Below are 16,007 nucleotides of genomic sequence, written 5' to 3' on the forward strand. Positions count from 1 at the left end.
CCATGAGCGACAACAGCAAGACGACCACGGCGGTCGCCGACACCGTCCCGCAGCAGCGGGACGGTGACAGCGCACCGCTGCTGAAGGTCAGTGGTCTGACGAAGCACTTCCCGATCAAGGGCGGCTTCCCGATCCGGCGTACCGTCGGCGCGGTCAAGGCCGTCGACGGCGTCGACTTCGAGGTCTTCCCCGGGGAGAGCCTCGGCCTCGTCGGCGAGTCCGGCTGCGGCAAGTCGACGACCGGCCGGCTGCTGACCCGGCTGTACGAGCCGACCACGGGCAGCATCGAGTACAAGGGGAAGGACATCAGCCGGGCCGGCCGCAGGGAGCTGGCGCCGATCAGGTCCGAGATCCAGATGATCTTCCAGGACCCGTACGCCTCCCTGAACCCGCGGCAGACCGTGGGCACGATCATCGCGGGCCCGATGGAGATCAACGGGATCAACCCGCCCGGCGGACGCGAGAAGCGCGTCCGGGAGCTCCTGGAGATCGTCGGTCTCAACCCGGAGCACTACAACCGCTTCCCGCACGAGTTCTCCGGCGGCCAGCGCCAGCGCATCGGTGTCGCGCGGGCCATCGCGCTGGAGCCGAAGCTGATCGTCGCCGACGAGCCGGTCTCGGCCCTCGACGTGTCGATCCAGGCCCAGGTGGTGAACCTGCTGCAGGAGGTGCAGCGGGAGATGGGGATCGCCTTCGTCTTCATCGCCCACGACCTGGCGATCGTGCGGCACTTCTCGCAGCGCGTCGCGGTGATGTACCTCGGCAAGATCGTGGAGATCGCGGACCGCGACTCGATCTACAACCGGCCCCGCCACCCGTACACGCACGCGCTGCTGTCGGCGGTTCCGGACGCCGACATCGACGCGGAGAAGCGGGAGCGCATCCGTCTCGAGGGCGACGTGCCCTCGCCGATCTCCCCGCCGTCCGGCTGCCGGTTCCGCACCCGCTGCTGGAAGGCGCAGGACAAGTGCGCGACGCAGGAGCCGCCGCTGGTCCGGATCGACGGCAGCGGGCCGGGCCACCTGACGGCCTGCCACTTCCCGGAGGAGCCCACGATCGAGGTCCGAACCGAGGACGTGGTGATGGACCCGGGGCTGAAGGCCCTGGAGCAGGGCGATGCGGCCAAGGCCTGACCGTCGGCCCCTCTGAAGGGACCCGGGGCGCGGGCGCGGGAGCGCAGGACTCCCGCGCCCGCGCCCTTGTGACCGCCCTTTCCGGGCGTCTCATACGTACATACGGCTGGAGTCACCCTCGTACAGGTGCCGTACGTGTGCGCATCGCACCTCTTGCGTCGATATTGGCGTGAAGGACCGGCGTACGCGCCCAGCCCACGTACGAGGAGGCACCCCATGCGCGGAGCCATGCACGCCCGATGGGCCGTCTGCGCGATGGCGGCCGCCCTCGCCGCGACCGCCTGCGGCGGCGGGGACGGCGGCAGCGGCGACTCCGGCGCCGTACTGAGCGCTTCCTGGGGCGACCCGCAGAACCCGCTGGAGCCCGCCAACACCAACGAGGTCCAGGGCGGCAAGGTCCTCGACATGGTCTTCCGGGGGCTGAAGCGGTACGACCCGGTCACCGGCGAGGCCGAGGACATGCTCGCCGAGAGGATCGAGACCTCCGACTCGCAGAACTTCACCATCACCGTCAAGGACGGCTGGACCTTCAGCAACGGCGAGAAGGTCACCGCCCGGTCCTTCGTCGACGCCTGGAACTACGGCGCGAGCCTGAGGAACAACCAGCGCAACGCGTACTTCTTCGGCTACATCGAGGGCTACGACCGGGTCCACCCCGAGGAGGGCGAGCAGACCGCCGACACCCTGTCCGGCCTGAAGGTCACCGGTGAGCGCACCTTCACCGTCGCGCTCACCCAGAAGTTCTCGTCCTTCCCCGACACCCTCGGCTACAACGCCTTCGCCCCGCTGCCCCGTGCCTTCTTCGACGACCACGACGCCTGGGTGAGGAAGCCGGTCGGCAACGGCCCGTACCTGGTCGACTCGTACACCCGCGGCTCGCAGATGTCCCTGCGCACGTGGGACGACTACCCGGGCCCCGACAAGGCGCGCAACGGCGGCGTCGACCTCAAGGTCTACACCGACAACAACACCGCCTACACCGACCTGATGGCCGGCAACCTCGACCTCGTCGACGACATCCCCGCCGCCCAGCTGAAGAACGTCGGGAACGACCTCGGCGACCGCTACCTCAACACCCCCGCCGGCATCATCCAGACCCTCGCCTTCCCCCACTACGACGACGACTGGAACAAGCCCGGTTCGCAGAAGGTCCGCACGGGCCTGTCCATGGCGATCGACCGCGAGCAGATCACCGACACGATCTTCCAGCGGACCCGCACCCCCGCCACCGACTGGACCTCACCCGTCCTCGGCGAGGACGGCGGCTACCGGGCCGGTCTGTGCGGGGAGGCCTGCGCCTACAAGCCCGACGAGGCCAAGAGGCTCATCCGGGAGGGCGGCGGACTGCCCGGCGGCAAGGTGACGATCACCTTCAACGCGGACACCGGCTCCCACCGCGAGTGGGTCAACGCCGTCTGCAACTCCATCAACAACGCGCTGGACGACGAGCGCGCCTGCACCGCCGACCCGGTCGGCACCTTCGCCGACTTCCGCAACCGGATCACCGACCGCAAGATGACGGGCCCGTTCCGCGCCGGCTGGCAGATGGACTACCCGCTCATCCAGAACTTCCTCCAGCCGCTCTACTACACCGACGCCTCCTCCAACGACGGCAAGTGGTCGAACGAGCAGTTCGACGACCTCGTCGACCGGGCCAACCAGGAGACCGACGACGCCAGGGCCGTCGACCTGTTCCAGCAGGCCGAGGAGGTCGTCCGCGACAACATGGCCGCCATCCCGCTCTGGTACCAGAACGGCAGCGCCGGCTGGTCCGAACGGCTCTCCGACGTCAGGCTCAACCCCTTCAGCGTCCCCGTGTACGACCAGATCAAGGTGGGCTGAGCCGCCATGGGACGCTACGTCGTCCGGCGGCTGCTCCAGATGGTCCCGGTGTTCGTCGGGGCCACGCTGCTGATCTTCCTCATGGTCAACGTGATGGGCGATCCCATCGCGGGCCTGTGCGGCGAGCGGCAGTGCGACCCGGCGACCGCCGCCCGGCTGGAGAAGGAGTTCGGCCTCGACAAGCCGGTCTGGCAGCAGTACCTGACCTACATGGGCAACGTCTTCACCGGCGACTTCGGCACGGCCTTCAACGGCCAGGAGGTCACCGAGCTGATGTCGACGGCGTTCCCCGTCACCATCCGCCTCACCCTGATCGCGATCCTCTTCGAGATCGTCGTCGGCATCGCCCTCGGCGTGGTCACCGGACTGCGCCGGGGCCGCCCCGTCGACACCGGCGTCCTGCTGCTCACCCTCGTCGTCGTCTCCGTGCCCACGTTCGTCACCGGCCTGCTGCTCCAGCTGCTGCTCGGCGTGGAGTGGGGGTGGATCCCGCCCTCGGTCTCCTCCGAGGCGCCCTTCGACGAGCTGATCCTGCCCGGCCTGGTCCTGGCCTCGGTCTCACTGGCCTACGTCACCCGGCTGACCCGCACCTCCATCGCCGAGAACCGGCGCTCCGACTACGTCCGCACCGCCATCGCCAAGGGCCTGCCCCGGCACCGGGTGGTCGTGAGGCACCTGCTGCGCAACTCGCTCATCCCCGTGGTCACCTTCATCGGCGCCGACATCGGCTTCCTCATGGGCGGCGCGATCGTCACCGAGCGGATCTTCAACATCCACGGCGTCGGCTACCAGCTCTACCAGGGCATCCTGCGGCAGAACACCCAGACCGTCGTCGGCTTCGTCACCGTGCTGGTGCTGGTCTTCCTGGCCGCCAACCTCGTCGTCGACCTCCTCTACGCCGTACTCGACCCGAGGATCCGGTATGCCTGACGGACGCCACGAACCCGAGCAGGCCATCGCCGGGACCGGTATGGGCGGCGCCATGGACCTGGGGGTCGAGGAGGCCGAGACCCTGGAGAAGCGCCCGGCGGGCCCGGACGGCTCCGGACCGCAGGGCAAGCCGCGCTCCCTGTGGTCCGACGCCTGGCGCGACCTGCGCCGCAACCCCGTCTTCCTCGTCTCCGCCCTGGTCATCCTCTTCCTGGTGTTCATCTCCCTGTGGCCCTCGGCGGTCACCTCCGGCAGCCCCCTCGCGTGCGACCTCTCCAGGGCTCAGGAGGGCTCCCGGGCCGGCCACCCCTTCGGCTTCGACGGCCAGGGCTGCGACGTCTACACCCGCACCGTCTACGGCGCCCGCACGTCCGTCGCCGTCGGCGTCCTCGCCACCCTGGGCGTCGCGGTCCTCGGCAGCGTCCTGGGCGCCCTGGCGGGCTTCTTCGGGGGCGCCTGGGACTCCCTCCTCTCCCGCGTCACCGACGTCTTCTTCGCCATCCCGGTCGTCCTCGGCGGACTGGTGCTGCTCTCCGTCATCACCAGCAACACCGTCTGGCCCGTGATCGGCTTCATCGTGCTGCTCGGCTGGCCGCAGATCTCCCGCATCGCCCGCAGCGCCGTCATCACCGCCAAGCAGAACGACTACGTCCAGGCCGCGCGGGCGCTCGGCGCCTCCCACTCCCGGCTGGTGCTGCGGCACATCGCACCCAACGCCGTCGCGCCCGTCATCGTCGTCGCGACCATCGCGCTCGGCACCTACATCGCGCTGGAGGCCACCTTGTCCTACCTCGGCGTCGGTCTGAAGCCGCCCAGCGTCTCCTGGGGCATCGACATCTCCGCCGCCTCCCCGTACATCCGCAACGCCCCGCACGCGCTGCTGTGGCCCTCCGGTGCCCTCGCGATCACCGTCCTGGCGTTCATCATGCTCGGCGACGCGGTGCGCGACGCCCTCGACCCGAAGCTGAGGTGAGCCGTCGTGCTGCTCGAAGTGCGGGACCTGCACGTGCAGTTCCACACCCGGGACGGGATCGCGAAGGCCGTCAACGGCGTCGGCTACGGAGTGGACGCGGGTGAGACCCTGGCCGTGCTCGGCGAGTCCGGTTCCGGCAAGTCCGTGACCGCACAGGCGATCATGGGCATCCTCGACGTCCCGCCCGGCCGGATCACCGGCGGGGAGGTCGTCTTCCAGGGCCGGGACCTGCTGAGGCTGAAGGAGAAGGAGCGGCGCAAGGTCCGGGGCGCCGAGATGGCGATGATCTTCCAGGACGCGCTGTCGTCCCTGAACCCCGTGCTCAGCGTCGGCGACCAGCTCGCCGAGATGTTCACCGTGCACCGGGGCATGTCCCGCAAGGACGCGCGGGCCAGGGCCGTCGAGCTGATGGACCGGGTGCGCATCCCCGCCGCCCGGGAGCGGGTCGGACAGTACCCGCACCAGTTCTCCGGCGGCATGCGCCAGCGCATCATGATCGCGATGGCGCTGGCCCTGGAACCCGCCCTGGTCATCGCCGACGAACCGACCACCGCCCTCGACGTCACCGTCCAGGCCCAGGTCATGGAGCTGCTCGCGGAACTCCGGCGCGAACTGGGCATGGGCCTGATCCTCATCACCCACGACCTCGGCGTGGTCGCCGACGTCGCCGACCGCATCGCCGTGATGTACGCGGGCCGGATCGTCGAGTCGGCGCCGGTGCACGACGTCTACAAGGCCCCGGCGCACCCGTACACCCGCGGTCTGCTGGACTCCATCCCGCGCCTGGACCTCAAGGGCCGGGAGCTCTACGCCATCGAGGGCCTGCCACCCAGCCTCACGCACATCCCGCCGGGATGCGCCTTCCACCCCCGCTGCCCCCTGGCCCGCGACGTCTGCCGCACCGACGAGCCACCGCTGTACGAGGTCTCGGCGGCGCGGGGAAGCGCCTGCCACTTCTGGAGGGAGTGCCTGGATGGCTGAGCCGCTCCTGGAGGTCGGCGGCCTGGTCAAGCACTACCCGCTGACCCGGGGGGTCGTCTTCCGCAAGCAGGTGGGCGCCGTGCGCGCGGTCGACGGCGTGGACTTCACGCTCGGCCGGGGCGAGACGCTGGGCATCGTCGGCGAGTCCGGCTGCGGCAAGTCGACGGTCGCGAAGATGCTGGTCAACCTGGAACGCCCGACGGCCGGTTCGATCCGCTACAAGGGCGAGGACATCACCAGGCTGTCCGGGCGTGCGCTGAAGGCCGTGCGCCGCAACATCCAGATGGTGTTCCAGGACCCGTACACCTCCCTCAACCCCCGCATGACGGTGGGCGACATCATCGGGGAGCCGTACGACATCCACCCCGAGGTGGCGCCCAAGGGCGACCGGCGCCGGAAGGTGCAGGAGCTGCTGGACGTCGTCGGCCTCAACCCGGAGTACGTCAACCGCTACCCCCACCAGTTCTCCGGCGGCCAGCGCCAGCGCATCGGCATCGCACGGGGCCTGGCGCTGCGCCCCGAGGTGATCGTCGCCGACGAACCGGTCTCCGCGCTGGACGTGTCGGTGCAGGCCCAGGTCATCAACCTGATGGACCGGCTGCAGAGCGAGTTCGGCCTGGCGTACGTGTTCATCGCGCACGACCTGTCGATCGTCCGGCACATCTCCGACCGGGTCGGGGTGATGTACCTGGGGCGGATCGTGGAGGCCGGCACGGACACCGAGATCTACGAGCACCCGACCCACCCGTACACCCAGGCCCTGCTCTCCGCCGTGCCCGTACCGGACCCGGAGGCCCGGGGGCGCCGCGAGCGGATCGTCCTCAGCGGCGACGTCCCGTCGCCGACGGACATCCCCTCCGGCTGCCGCTTCCGCACCCGCTGCTGGAAGGCGCGGGAGCGCTGCGCGCTGGAGGTGCCGGCGCTCGCGGTGCCGGCCTGGTTCGAGGCGTCCGGCGGCCCGGCGGCGCACGACTCGGCCTGCCACTTCGCGGAGACCGTATCGATCAGGCGCTCCGCGCCGGGGCACGGGGGCCCGTCGGAGGGGCACGGCAGCGGGCCGGGGTGACATGGCGCACCCCGGCCCGCTTACGGCACCCGCACGGCCGTACGCAGATCAGCGTGCCGTGTCCGTATATCGGTACCGCTTCCGCGGAGTTGCCTGTGTGTTAACGCGGTTCGTCCCCATTTGCGAGTCCCAGCGAGCGCTTGAGGAAGCCGAGCTGGAGGTGGAGCAGGTTCTCGGCGACCTCCTCCTGCGGGGTCATGTGGGTGACGCCGGACAGGGGCAGCACCTCGTGCGGGCGGCCGGCCGCCAGCAGCGCGGAGGAGAGCCGCAGCGAGTGGGCGACCACCACGTTGTCGTCCGCCAGCCCATGGATGATCATCATCGGACGGTGCGGCTCGGCGGCGTCGACCAGGCCCGCGTCGTCGATCACCGAGTTGCGGCGGTAGACCTCCGGCTGCTCGTCCGGGTGCCCGACGTACCTCTCCTGGTAGTGGGTGTCGTAGAGGCGGAGATCGGTGACCGGGGCGCCCACCACGGCCGCGTGGAAGACGTCGGGGCGGCGCAGGACGGCGAGGGCCGCCAGGTAACCGCCGAAGGACCAGCCCCGGACGGCGACCCGGTCCAGGTCGAGCGGGAAGTCGGCGGCGAGCGCCCGGAGCGCGTCCACCTGGTCCTGGACGACGATGTCGGCGATGTCGTCCCGGACGGACTTCTCCCAGGCGGGCGAGCGGCCCGGCGTCCCGCGCCCGTCCGCGACGATCACCGCGAACCCCTGGTCGGCGAACCACTGCGAGGTCAGGTGCGGGTTGTGGGCGGCGAGCACCCGCTGCCCGTGCGGACCGCCGTAGGGGTCCATGAGCACCGGCAGAAGGGTGTCACCGGCGTAGTCCCGAGGCATAAGCACAGCGCACGGGATGCGGCGTGCGCCCCCCTGTGTCAGCGTCACGCGGGGGGACATACCGGGGTCTTCGGCGTACGAGGGGACAGTCGTCGTCGGTTTCCCGTCACGCAGGACCCGGACCCGCGAACCTGGCCGGTCCGGAGTCGCGGAGACGAGCACGGTCACGCCCCCGGCGCGTACCGCCGAGTGCACACCGGGCTCCTGCGAGACGCGCTCCACGCCGAGTTCGTTCACCCGGTAGACGTGCACCTCGCCGATCTCCGGGGCGGCCGCCTCCTCACCCGCCGACGCCGAGACCAGCACGTCGTCGGCGGAGACGTCCAGTACGGCGCGGATGTGCAACTGTGCCCCGGTGAGCGGTCGTTCACCGACGGCGAGCCGTCGCGCGCCCCCCTCGTCCACGATCCGCACCAGCTGCCCGGAAGGGCTCCAGCAGGGCACCCCGGGGAAAAGTTCCAGCCAATCTGGGTCCTCGTCGGCGTGCACCATCCGGGTCGTCCCGGAGGCCGGGTCCACGGCCAGGATCAGTGAGGCGCGCTGGTCGCGCGCCTGGACGAGCAGCAGCGGGGCACCCGCCGCTGACCAGTGCACATGCGCCAGGTACGGGTAGCGCGCACGGTCCCAGGAGACCTCGGTGCGCGTTCCGTCGAGGCCGATCACGAACAGCCGGACGTCCGCGTTGGGGGTGCCCGCCGCCGGGTACGCCACCCGCTGCGGCTCCCGCTCCGGGTGCGCCGGATCGGAGATCCACCAGCGTCGTACCGGCGTGTCGTCCACGCGCGCCACCAGCAGCCGGTCCGACTCCGGAGCCCACCAGAAGCCCCGTGAGCGCCCCATCTCCTCGGCCGCGACGAACTCGGCCAGACCGTAGGTGACGCCCTCCGACTCCGGGGTCACCAGGGCGTGTTCGTCCGCGCCCTCGGCCCCCACGACACGTAGCGCGCCCCGGGAGACGAAGGCGACGTACCGTCCGTCGGGTGACGGACGGGGGTCGATCACCGGCCCCGGTACGGGCAGTTCACGTGCCGTCCCGGCCCGCAGTTCGGCCGTGAAAAGCCGCCCTGACAAGGCGAAAGACGCCAACTCGACGGCCGCGTCGGTGGCGTAGCCGACGATGCCGGCACCGCCTTCGCGGCTCCGTTCGCGCCGCGCCCGTTCCTCGGCGGAGAGGTTCTCCGAGGCCCCGCGCAGGAGGACGTGCGGGTCGGCCGCCACGCGCTCCCCGCCCCCTTCCGGGTCGAGGACCCACAGCGAATTGGCCCGGTCCGTACCGGAACCGGAGCGCAGGAACACGACACGCGAGCCGTCGGGAGCCACGCTGAACGAACGCGGCGCGCCGAGCGTGAAGCGCAGGGTACGGGCGTGCCGTCGGGGGAAGGAGTCGGTCTCGGTCGTCATGCCATGACCATATTGGCCGTGCGCCCCCTTGTGCGGCTGTGCGCCGATCGATGCGCACGTACGGATAGTTATGATCTTTAGCGCACAGTGGGTATGAACCTGCTGGCTGCTGTCTGGCTTGACCTGCCCCCATGTTCCTACGTCCCCCTACCCCGCGCCCTGGGACCTTTGGAGGTGAACCGCCGTGGCACTCTCGATTTCGGCGGTGGTGCTGCTGGCGATCATCGTCTTCCTGCTGATCAAGAAGTCGGGTCTGAAGGCAGGGCACGCCGTGGTGTGCATGCTGCTCGGCTTCTACCTCGCCTCGTCGACGATCGCCCCGACCATCAGCGAACTGACGACGAACCTGGCGGGGATGATCGGCAGCATCAACTTCTGAGCGCCGCCTTCCGGTTCTGAGCACCGTCTTCCGGCTGGGCCCCGTGGTACGTCCCGGGACCCGGCCGGAGCCCACACCCCGTCCGTCCTCCCCGCCCGCCGTCGCGCCGGGCTCCGTGGGCTCCGGGCCGGCGCCGTCCGACGGGGCGGACGCGTCGCCGAGCCGCCCCGCTCCTTGTCACGGCCGGATGCCGGGGCGCCGGGACCCGGAGGGCGGGCTGTGAGGGGGAGGGTGAGGCCGTAGGGGGCCGACGGCCCTCACGTCGTCCGCGGCGACTCCGCCGGGACCGTGCGGGTGGGGGAGAGCGGCGGGGCCGGCCGTCGACGACAGCTGGAGCGGGTGACCCTCCCGACTCGTGCCGCTCCCGACCCGTGCCGCTCCCGACCCGTGCTCCTCGCCCCCTCGCCTGTTACTCCACGGCAGGCGATGATGGCGGGGCCATCATCCACGCGCGCAGGGCGGAGCCGACGGTGACGACTTCCGGGGAACAGAGCGAGGTGCGGACGAGAGCGCACGCCTTCCGGGACGACGCCCTGGGTGATCGCGACGCGGTCGGCCTCGCCGAGGCGATCCGCCGGCGCGAGGTCGGCGTCGCCGAGGTCGCCCGCGACGCGGCGGCCCGGGTCAGGGCCGTGGACTCCCGGCTCAACGCGGTCCAGGTGCACCTCGGCCTCCCGGCCCACGGCTCCGCGCCCGTCGGCGCCTTCGCCGGGGTGCCGACCTTCGTCAAGGACAACACCGACTACCAGGGCCTGCCCACCGGCCACGGCAGCGCCGCCTTCGCGCCCCGGGCGGCCCGACGGCACGCCCCCTTCACCCGCCAGTTCCTGAGCACCGGTGTCACCGTCCTCGGCAAGACCCGGTTGCCCGAGTTCGGGTTCAGCCCCACCACGGAGTTCGAGGGGGCCGAGCCCGTTCGCAACCCGTGGCACACGGACCACTCGGCGGGCGGTTCCTCGGGCGGCAGCGCGGCCCTGGTCGCCGCCGGCGCGGTACCGATCGCGCACGCCAACGACGGCGGCGGCTCGATCCGCATTCCCGCCGCCGCCTGCGGACTCGTCGGCCTCAAGCCGACCCGCGGCCGGGTGGTGGCGAACGCACAGGGCCGTCAAATGCCGATCGACCTCGTCGTCGACGGCGTCGTGAGCCGCTCGGTACGGGACAGCGCGGCGTTCCTCGCGGCAGCGGAGCGGCACTGGCGCAACCCCAGGCTTCCGCCCGTGGGCCTCGTCGAGGGTCCTTCGGACCGCCGCCTGCGCATCGGCCTCCTGGTGGACTCCCCGAACGGCGTCCGCGCCGACGCCGACACCCGGACGGCCGTCACGGAGACGGCCGAACGTCTTGAGCGGCTCGGTCACACCGTGGAGCCGGTGGAACTGTCCGTCGATCCGCACTTCACCGACGACTTCCTCACCTACTGGGGCATGCTGTCGTTCCTGCTCGGAGTCACCGGCAGAACACTGGGCGCGGACTTCGACCGGAGCCGTACGGACGGCCTGAGCCGGGGCCTGCGCGAGATGTACGTGGGGAAGTGGAAGCGGACACCGGGTGTCGTGCGCAGGCTGAAGCGCACGCGGGAGGCGTACGCGGCGGGCTTCCGGGGCCTCGACGTGCTCCTCTCCCCGGTCCTGGCCCACACCACCCCGCCGATCGGCCACCTCAACCCGGCCGTCCCCTACGCCACCCTGATCGGACGCATCCTCGCCTACGTGGCGTTCACCCCGGTCGACAACGTCGTCGGCACCCCGTCGATCTCCGTACCGGCCGCGAGCACGACGGCTGACGGACTGCCGATCGGCGTCATGGTCTCCGGACGCCCCGGCGCGGAACGGAAGCTGCTGGAGATGGCGTTCGAGCTGGAGGCGGACCGGCCGTTCCGGCGTCTCGGGGATTCTTGAGGGGAGGCCCGGGCGCCGCCCCGCCGTCCGTCAGAGCAGAAGCAGCACCGCCGCACCCCCCAGCACCGACAGCGCCACCAGCGGAGGCCCGACCGGCATGCCCTGCTGCCCCGGCGGCGCCTTTGCCGTCGGCCGAAGTCCCGGGCGGAGCAGCAGCGCCCGCACTTCCCCGCGCCCGGGGCGCGGGCGGTGAGGGTCCCGCGCCTCATAGGGTGGAGCCCATGACGGAACTGCCCGACCGGCGTCTGCTGCTGGTGCACGCACACCCGGACGACGAGTCGATCAACAACGGCGCGACCATGGCCCGCTACGCCGCCGAGGGTGCCCATGTGTCGCTGGTCACCTGCACGCTCGGCGAGCGGGGCGAGGTCATCCCGCCCGAGCTGGCGCACCTGAGCGGGGCCGCCCTCGGCGGGCACCGGCTCGGGGAGCTGAGGGAAGCGATGCGCGCGCTCGGGGTTGCGGACTTCCGGCTGCTCGGCGGGGCCGGGAGGTACTGCGACTCCGGGATGACGGGACTGCCCGACAACGACGACCCCGGCTGCTTCTGGCAGGCCGACGTCGACCGGGCCGCGGGGCTGCTCGCCGAGGTGATCCTCGAGGTCCGCCCCCAGGTCCTCGTCACCTACGACGACCACGGCGGCTACGGCCACCCCGACCACATCCAGGCCCACCGCGTCGCCATGCGCGCCGTCGAGCTCGCCGCCGAACGGGGCTGGGACGTCCCCAAGGTCTACTGGAACCGCGTGCCCCGGTCCGTCGCCGAGGAGTCCTTCGCCCGCCTCGACAACGACCTGCCCGGCCTGCCCTTCGAGAAGGCGGCCGTCGTCGGCGACGTACCGGGTGTCGTCGCCGACGAGCGGGTCACCACCGGGATCGACGGCACCGCGTACGCCGCCGCCAAGGCCGCCGCCATGCGGGCGCACGCCACCCAGATCACCGTGGCCGAACCGTACTTCGCGCTCTCCAACGAACTCGCCCAGCCGCTCTTCACCACCGAGTACTACGAGTTGGTGCGCGGGGGACGCCCCGAGGAGCGGGAGAGCGACCTGTTCGCCGGGATCGGGGAGGCGCCGTGAGCGGCCGGTCGCCCTCCGTGCTCGCCCAGCCGCTGCGACCGCCCTCCGCCGGACGGGTCGCCGCCTGCCTGGGACTGTTCCTGCTCGGCGCCGTGGTCGGCGCGGCCGGGGCGCTGGTGCAGCCCGCGTGGTTCCCCGGCGGGCTGCTGCTCGCCCTCGCCGGTGAGGCGGGGCTGGTCCTGGGTGCCACCCGCGCCCTCCGCAGCCGGGCCGGAGGCGTCTGGGCCGCCTGCGGCTGGACGCTCGCCGTCGTCCTGCTCACCACCAGCCGTCCGGAAGGCGACTTCCTGTTCGCCGCGGGCGGCGGCTCCTACCTCTTCCTCCTCGGCGGCATCGCCTTGGCTGTGATCTGTGCCACCCTCGCCCCCGGGCGGCAACCGGACGGTCCTCCCGCCCGACTTGGCAAGTGACGTACCACTTCGCCGTGTCATGTGCGTGCGGGTCCGGTGTGGGTTTCCCCGGCGGTGCTGGAATACGGGTCGGACATGGCCAGTAAGGTGGTGCGCGCCGCCGAGCCTCCCTCGAACCCTCGGCTTCGCCAGAGCTGGGAGGACTCCCACCGTGAGGTCGTGACGAGCGGCGGAGCCAACCGGGAGAACCTGCCTTGAGTCGTGAAACTGACACCCCGTCCTCCGGGTCCAACGGGCGCGGTGGATCCGCCTACCCGTCGGGCACGCCGCCCTACGGGATTCCGGCGATTCCGGACGAGGGCCGTTCGGCCGCGCGGCCGGAGGAACGCAAGACCGAGACCACGCTGACCACGCGGATCCGCATCAACATCCCCGGATCGCGGCCCATTCCGCCGGTCGTCGTGCGCAAGCCCGTCACGGACGCGGAGAACAAGGGCACCGCCGCCGAGGCGTCGTCCCCGGCCCAGGACACCCCGGCCGCCGACGCGGCCGAGCCCTCCGGCCGGCCCGACCGGCCGACGGCCGGGGAGAAGCCGGCCAGCGACTGGTTCGCGCCCCGCAGGTCGGGCGCGGGCAAGGGCGGTCCGGGTGCCGGCTCCGCCAACGGCGCGGGCGCGTCGAGCGGTTCGGGCCCCGCCGCGGGCGGCGCCCCGCAGGCCCCGGCCGCCCCCGCCGGCGCGTCCGGTGGCGCGCGGCCGGGCGCCGAACGTCCCGGTGGCGCCGTCGGCTCCACGGGCGCGCCGGGCGGTTCCCGCTCCGGCGGCACGCAGGGTTCCGGACCCACCGGCGCGACCGGCGGGCCCGTGGCCCCCGGGCACGGTGGCGGCACCGGCTCCTTCGACGTGACCGAAGCGCTGGCCGCCGGGCCGGCGGGCCCCGGCACCCGTCCGGGCACGGGGCAGGGCGACGAGCCGCGACCGGGCCGGGCTCCTCAGTCCGGCCAGTCCGGCCAGTCCGGCCAGTCCGGTCGTCGTGGACAGCCGGGCCCCGCGGGTCCGACCACCGGACCGGCCACCGGTTCGAGCCCGGTCGCTCCCCGGACGGGCAGGGGATCCGGCACTCCCCCCGCTCCCGGCCTCCCCGGGCTCCCGGTCCGTCCCAGCGCCCAGTCGGGTCAGGCGGGCCGGTCGGCCCAGGGCGCCTCCGCGCGCCCCGGTGCCCGGCCGGGCCAGGGCACCCCTGCCGGCTTCGCCGACCAGGGCACCCCTGCCGGCTTCGCCGACCAGGGCACCCCTGCCGGCTTCGCCGACCAGGGCGCACGCCCCGGCGCCCCCGGCGGGGGGCTGAGCGACGACACCGCGATCCTCACCCCGCAGAGGCTCGCCGAACCGGGTGCCCCGGGCTACGGCCCCCGCCACGACAACGTCTCCGGAGACACCGTCGCCAGCGGCATCCCGGTCGTCCCGCCGGGCGCGGACTTCGACGCTCCCGGCGGTCCGGCCGACGGCCCGCGGACGCACACGCCCCCGAAGCTGCCCGAGCCGGCCCCCACGTCCCCCACATCCCCGGCGACCTCCTCGAAGCCGGCGAAGAAGAAGGGGCGCAACAAGCTCGTCCTGCTCTGCGGCTGCCTGGTCTTCCTCGCCGGTGTCGCCTACGGCGCCGGACTGCTGATGAACCGTTCCGACGTGCCGAAGGGCACCACCGTGCTCGGCGTCGACATCGGCGGCGGCACCCGCGACGAGGCCGTCAAGAAGCTCGACGCCGCCCTCGACGACCGGCTGGACCAGCCGCTGAAACTGTCGGTCGACGGCAAGACCGTCGAACTGGAGCCGGACAACGCGGGCCTGCAGTTCGACACCGACGCCACCGTCGGCGAGGCCACCGGCAGCGACTACAACCCGGTCAACGTCATCGGCTCCCTCATCGGCAACCAGCGTGTCGTCGAGCCGGTCATGCCCGTCGACGAGGAGAAGCTGCACGCGGCCCTGGAGGACGCCGCCGGCGGCTCCGGCTCGCTGACCGAGGGCTCGATCACGTTCGAGTCCGGCAAGGCCGTCCCGGTGTACCCCAAGGGCGGCCAGGGCATCGACGTCGCCAAGGCGACCGACGCGGTGGCGGAGGCGTACCGCACCCAGGTCGAGACCGGGAAGGCCACCACGGTGAACGTTCCGACGACCGCCCAGCAGCCGAAGGTCACCAAGGCCGAGGTCGACCGGATGATGAAGGAGTTCGCCGAGCCGGCGATGTCGGGCATCGTGACCGTGCAGACGGACGCGGAGCACTCGGTCCCGATGAGTCCCGAGAACTCGCTGTGGAAGTTCCTCGGGGTCCAGGCCGTCAACGGCAAGCTGGTCGACAAGCCCGACCTGAAGGCCCTCGAGGAACTGTACGGCCAGGCGTTCGACGGTGTGCTCATCACCCGGGGCAACGGCAAGAAGACGGCCGTCACCCCCGAGGACGTCTACGGAGCCCTCCGTCAGGCGCTGGTCAGCAGGACCGACCGCGTCGCCGTCATCGACACGAACCCCAGCTGACGCGGCCTGCACCGCACAGGGGAGCGGCGCCGCACGGATCCGTGCGGCGCCGCTCCCCTGTGCGGGCGTGCTCCGTCGCTCGGTGGGCGGCGGCGACCACCGGCGCCTCCGCGTCGTCGGCCGCCCCCGGGAGCGGCGCCCGGCGCCGGCCACCGCCGCCACGGCACCGATCAGGCACGGGATCCCGGTGGCGGTGGCCGTGCGGAGTGCGGACCGCCCGCGAACCGCTGGCCGCTGCCCTCGACGACCGCGGCCCTGAGCCGCGCCGGCATGCCGGCGAAGACCGGGGCGCCCCCGTCGGCACGGCGTCCTCGGCCTTCTGCGGACCGTGCGCCACGGAGGCGGGGACGTCCCGCCCGGGTGAGTTCGCCGAAGATCGAGGGACCGACCTTTCCGGCGATCACGGTGACCAGCACGGAGGTGCGCTTTGCGGTGCCGGCCCCGAGGCCTTGCCGATCGCCGGGTTGGCGAGGGCGACGACAGGGCCGTCGAGCCGCACCGTGAGCGGACCGAACGACCCGGCGAACAGAGCGAGCCAGGGGGCGCCCGGCGCGCGGCGGGGCGATCCACGGAAGTGGACGACACAAAGGAGGCCGTCCC

Annotated in this window: 12 protein-coding genes; 11 read left to right on the plus strand and 1 reads right to left on the minus strand. The window is 72.2% G+C overall.

From position 1 onward, the window contains the following. Window positions 1-2: 2 nt before the first annotated feature. From KYY02_RS02710 to KYY02_RS02735, 6 genes are all read left to right on the plus strand, one after another. Complete coding sequence (locus KYY02_RS02710) at window positions 3-1,133, plus strand: ABC transporter ATP-binding protein (protein ID WP_371235758.1); 1,131 nt, start codon at window positions 3-5, stop codon at window positions 1,131-1,133. A 216-nt stretch (window positions 1,134-1,349) separates the two neighbouring features. Next, window positions 1,350-2,975, plus strand: coding sequence for a peptide ABC transporter substrate-binding protein (locus KYY02_RS02715; protein ID WP_371235759.1), 1,626 nt, complete (start codon window positions 1,350-1,352; stop codon window positions 2,973-2,975). 6 nt (window positions 2,976-2,981) lie between these two features. Next, a complete protein-coding gene (locus KYY02_RS02720; RefSeq protein ID WP_371235760.1) occupies window positions 2,982-3,905 on the plus strand; it encodes an ABC transporter permease in 924 nt (307 codons plus the stop codon). Next, complete coding sequence (locus KYY02_RS02725; RefSeq protein WP_371235761.1) at window positions 3,898-4,878, plus strand: ABC transporter permease; 981 nt, start codon at window positions 3,898-3,900, stop codon at window positions 4,876-4,878. Before KYY02_RS02720 ends, KYY02_RS02725 begins: the two co-directional genes overlap by 8 nt. Window positions 4,879-4,884: 6 nt before the next feature. Further along, window positions 4,885-5,859, plus strand: a complete 975-nt coding sequence (locus tag KYY02_RS02730; protein ID WP_371235762.1) for an ABC transporter ATP-binding protein — start codon at window positions 4,885-4,887, stop codon at window positions 5,857-5,859. Further along, entirely contained in the window at window positions 5,852-6,925 is a 1,074-nt protein-coding gene (locus KYY02_RS02735; RefSeq protein ID WP_371235763.1) for an ABC transporter ATP-binding protein, read from the plus strand. The genes KYY02_RS02730 and KYY02_RS02735 overlap by 8 nt, the downstream gene beginning before the upstream one ends. A 100-nt stretch (window positions 6,926-7,025) precedes the next feature. Here KYY02_RS02735 and KYY02_RS02740 read toward each other — a convergent pair whose 3' ends face one another. Then, window positions 7,026-9,164, minus strand: a complete 2,139-nt coding sequence (locus KYY02_RS02740) for a S9 family peptidase (RefSeq protein ID WP_371235764.1) — start codon at window positions 9,162-9,164, stop codon at window positions 7,026-7,028. 184 nt (window positions 9,165-9,348) lie between these two features. Between KYY02_RS02740 and KYY02_RS02745 the strand changes: the two genes are divergently transcribed. The 5 genes from KYY02_RS02745 (at window position 9,349) to KYY02_RS02765 (ending at window position 15,407) form a co-directional block, all read left to right on the plus strand. Then, window positions 9,349-9,543: a hypothetical protein gene (locus KYY02_RS02745; protein ID WP_030830707.1), complete on the plus strand. Its 195-nt coding sequence runs from the start codon at window positions 9,349-9,351 to the stop codon at window positions 9,541-9,543. A gap of 470 nt (window positions 9,544-10,013) precedes the next feature. Then, complete coding sequence (locus tag KYY02_RS02750; RefSeq protein WP_371235765.1) at window positions 10,014-11,441, plus strand: amidase; 1,428 nt, start codon at window positions 10,014-10,016, stop codon at window positions 11,439-11,441. Between the two features lie 221 nt (window positions 11,442-11,662). Further along, on the plus strand, window positions 11,663-12,520 hold the full coding sequence (gene mshB, locus KYY02_RS02755; RefSeq protein WP_371235766.1) for an N-acetyl-1-D-myo-inositol-2-amino-2-deoxy-alpha-D-glucopyranoside deacetylase: 858 nt from the start codon (window positions 11,663-11,665) through the stop codon (window positions 12,518-12,520). Continuing rightward, the gene (locus tag KYY02_RS02760) at window positions 12,517-12,930 is read left to right on the plus strand and encodes a DUF6113 family protein (protein ID WP_371235767.1); all 414 of its coding nucleotides are present in this window, start codon (window positions 12,517-12,519) and stop codon (window positions 12,928-12,930) included. Before mshB ends, KYY02_RS02760 begins: the two co-directional genes overlap by 4 nt. 194 nt (window positions 12,931-13,124) lie before the next feature. Then, window positions 13,125-15,407, plus strand: a complete 2,283-nt coding sequence (locus KYY02_RS02765; RefSeq protein ID WP_371235768.1) for a hypothetical protein — start codon at window positions 13,125-13,127, stop codon at window positions 15,405-15,407. The last annotated feature ends 600 nt before the right edge of the window (window positions 15,408-16,007 follow it).

It is taken from the genome of Streptomyces pimonensis (genome assembly GCF_041380215.1).
GTDB classification, from domain to species: Bacteria; Actinomycetota; Actinomycetes; order Streptomycetales; family Streptomycetaceae; genus Streptomyces; species Streptomyces pimonensis.